This is a genomic window from Halochromatium sp., from assembly GCF_054919635.1.
In genome coordinates, this window is the sequence record NZ_JBUDPI010000391.1 from 1 (window position 1) to 3,227 (window position 3,227).

At 59.7% G+C, this 3,227-nt stretch carries 5 protein-coding genes; 4 read left to right on the forward strand and 1 reads right to left on the reverse strand.

Going from position 1 to position 3,227, the window contains the following annotated elements; translation table 11 throughout:
- The 4 genes from ACY693_RS17090 to ACY693_RS17105 form a co-directional block, all read left to right on the forward strand.
- Positions 1–194 (forward strand): FitA-like ribbon-helix-helix domain-containing protein (locus ACY693_RS17090; protein ID WP_462323013.1); only part of this gene is annotated, 194 nt, incomplete at its 5' end.
- A 12-nt stretch (positions 195–206) separates the two neighbouring features.
- A complete protein-coding gene (locus tag ACY693_RS17095) occupies positions 207–626 on the forward strand; it encodes a PIN domain-containing protein (RefSeq protein WP_462323014.1) in 420 nt (139 codons plus the stop codon).
- Between the two features lie 31 nt (positions 627–657).
- A complete protein-coding gene (locus ACY693_RS17100) occupies positions 658–837 on the forward strand; it encodes a hypothetical protein (protein ID WP_462323015.1) in 180 nt (59 codons plus the stop codon).
- An 800-nt stretch (positions 838–1,637) separates the two neighbouring features.
- The gene (locus ACY693_RS17105; protein WP_462323016.1) at positions 1,638–2,225 is read left to right on the forward strand and encodes a type I restriction endonuclease; all 588 of its coding nucleotides are present in this window, start codon (positions 1,638–1,640) and stop codon (positions 2,223–2,225) included.
- Here the strand turns inward: ACY693_RS17105 and ACY693_RS17110 are convergent.
- Positions 2,155–3,078, reverse strand: a complete 924-nt coding sequence (locus ACY693_RS17110) for a DUF1186 domain-containing protein (protein WP_462323017.1) — start codon at positions 3,076–3,078, stop codon at positions 2,155–2,157. The two genes, ACY693_RS17105 and ACY693_RS17110, sit on opposite strands and share 71 nt — an antisense overlap.
- Between the last annotated feature and the right edge of the window lie 149 nt (positions 3,079–3,227).

The following is a 3,227-nucleotide window of genomic DNA, read 5'->3' on the forward strand; positions in this document are numbered from 1 at the left end:
ACCAGGCGCTTAAGGAGCGTGCAAGTGCTCATGGAGTGAGCGCCGAAGCGGAGCACCGGCGCATTCTGGAGGAAGCCCTGCTGCGTCCGAAGCGTCGCAGCTTTCTGCAAGTGCTCGCAGACATGCCGGATGTTGGCCACGACGAGGACTTTGCGCGCAGGCGAGACCAGACTGCGCCGCCGGTCTTCGACTGAACCGACACCCGGATGTATCTATTCGACACCAATGTTGTTAGCGAGCTGCGCAAGGGTAAGCGGGCCAATGCCGGTGTCGTGGAGTTAGTCCGCGCTTTGGATGCCGATCATGCCCGCGTCTACCTCAGCGTTGTCACCCTTGGTGAGCTAAGGCGCGGAATTGATCTGTTGCGGCATCGGGGAGATCGCTTGCAGGCGGAGCGGCTTGAACGCTGGCTCAATTTAGTGATGGATGACTACGCGAACCGAATTCTGGATTTTGGCCGCGCGGAGGCGTTGCTGTGGGGGCGACTGCGCGTCCCTCATCCCAAGAACGTACTCGACAAGCAGATCGCTGCGACGGCGCTGATAAGTGACCTGACCTTGGTCACCCGCAACACCGATGATTTCACGTTCACCGGCGTCAAGCTCCTGAATCCGTTCTCCTCCTGAGCGTTCGACCGGGACGACCCAGGCTAGGGCCTTGTTCATCCGACTGATGGACGCCTATGCCGCGCTCGACTACAGCCGCACACTGCTGGAGCTACAAAAGCTGGCTTACTTCCGTCAGGCCGCTGGAGAGCCACTGCGATTGCGCTGCGAGGCCGGGCATTACGGCCTTTATGCGGCGAACCTGAACAAGGTGCTTGAGGTGGTGGAGTGATGGAGGGCCACTTCATCCGTGGTTATGGCGATAACCAGAAACCGAATACCGAGATCGAGCTGCTGCCAGGCGCTGTTTAGGCGGCAACAACCTTCTTTGCGGATAAGCCAGAATCTCGGCAGCGCCTGGAGCAGGTCGTAGATCTGATCGAAGGTTTCGAGACGCCCTATGGCATAGAATTGCTCGCCACCCTGCACTGGGTCGCGCACCATCCAAGCGCAGGCGCCAAGGCGCCCGCGACGAGCATCGAGGATGCCGGTGAGCGAGTGCGGACCTGGAACAACCTCAAGGCGCGTCTGTTCAAGCCCGAGCACGTCACGGCCGCTTGGCAGCAGTTGGAAAACGCTGGGTGGCTATCTACCCAATCGGGAAGTTAGGAACGGGAGCTAGGCAGCCCTTTAATCCGAATGCGAAGCGGCTCCCCGGTTCGACAGCCTGGTTGTTCACCGGGTCGATTGGCTGCGGCAAGCGCTATCGGGGGCCGGTTTTAGCACAAGCGTTAACACAAGTAAGAACTTGGACGAAAACGGCGTCGCGACAAAAAACAAGGCCTCACCAGAACCATGCGGCGGATTTCGCACAAGTGCGACCGGGTGGTTAAGGTACTTTCTCAGCCCATAGAGCCACGCTTAAGGCTGACCCAACTCGACCAAGGAGCGTCAGTGATGAGCAAGATAGAATGGGAACGGGATTTGGTGGAGCGTCCATTCTGCCGGCAGCTCCAAGCCATGGGCTGGGACTGAATCGAGGCGGACCCCGATCTCCCCGAATCCAGCGAACGGACCAGCTCGCGGGAGGTCTTGCTCAAGGGTCGCCTGACCAGGGCCCTACGCGGGATCAACCTGCGCGATGGCCAGCCCTGGCTCGATGATGCCCGCATCGAGAAGATGATCCGCGACCTGGAGCAGACGCCGGGGCATCGGCCGACGGAGGTCAACCAGGCGACCACCGAACTGCTGTTGAAGAATACGGTGGTCGAGGGACTACCAGACTGGGATCAGGGCCGTCCGCGGCCGGTGCGCTACATCGATTTCGAGCACTGGGACCGGAACGACTCTCTGGTCATCAATCAGTTCAAGGTCGACCTGACCAGCGGACAGGCCCATGTGCTGCCGGATGCGGTGCTGTTCGTCGACGGCCTGCGGCTGGTCGTGGCCGAGTTCAAGAGCCCAGCCATCGAGAGCCCCATCGCCGCGGCGATAAACCAATTGCTGCGCTATTCGAATCAGCGCCGCGAGGTCTGGCCAAGCCTCTACCAAGAGCATGAGGGCGTCGAGCGTCCTTTCCGCACCAATCAGCTGTTGATCGCGAGTGATTTCAAGACTGGCAACACTTCTTGTACTTCTTGCCACTGCCACAGGGGCACGGATCATTGCGTCCGACCTTGACGGTCTTGGCGGATGGCACCTGCTGGATCGCCTGAGGGGCGTCTATCCCGGGGAGCGCAGTCTGCACCTTACCGCCAGTCGGCAACTGCCGAGCACGCCGCTCCTCGTTGTCTAGCTCAAAGCAGGCCCACCATTCCATCTCCGCCACAGTATCGTCGATCAAGCCCTTCTCGAGCCGCCGCGTCTCCTCCGAAACCGCATCCTTGCCTCTGGCCAGGTGCTGTCTCACGTCGTCCAGACCGATGAACCAGGTATCGATTAGGTCATCCTCATAGGCCTTTTCGATATCCTCAATCAGCTTCTCTGGGTAGATGCCGTAAGCTACCAAGACCAGGCTCGTCCATAACAATTGATACTCACGCTCAAGCTTGCCGCGGAACAAGGTCGTCGAATAGTCGATCGCCTCGTCACGCCCTAGCTGGCCTTCACACACCAGGATGGGTAACGTCCTCAACGCGGCCGAGCGCACGTACTCATTGATGCTCGGTGTCTCGATCAACCGTTTGATCGGCTCAATGTCACCAGCCCAGACCGAGGCCAGGATGCGACAGAGATCCTCGGTCACCACATCGCCGGTGATGTCAAGACTGATCTCGCCCGGTATCGAAAAGAGCCGGCTCAGCAGCGGATAGGCGGCCGCCTCGCGAAACTGCGCCAACAGGTACATCGCATAGATGTGCGACATCGGCGTTGGACCTTTATTCATGGCCTGTGGGTCATCGGCGCAGGCGGCCAGTTGCTCCAACAACCAGGGAGTGATGGCCTCTTGCTGCTCGATGGCGCCACGTACCGCACCGCGCGGGAACCGTGGTGTGACGCATTCAAGTTGTTGTTTGATACATTCGATGTCCAATGCTGCCTCCAAGTGCTTGAGATCACCCGCGTCTCTGAGCGCATGGAATACCGTAAGGGCAACATGAGCCTGCGCGGCTACATACTGCAGTTCTCTAGTCCCGCCATAGCCATCGTCAGTGGCCATTCAGTGGGCTGGAGTGGCCGCAT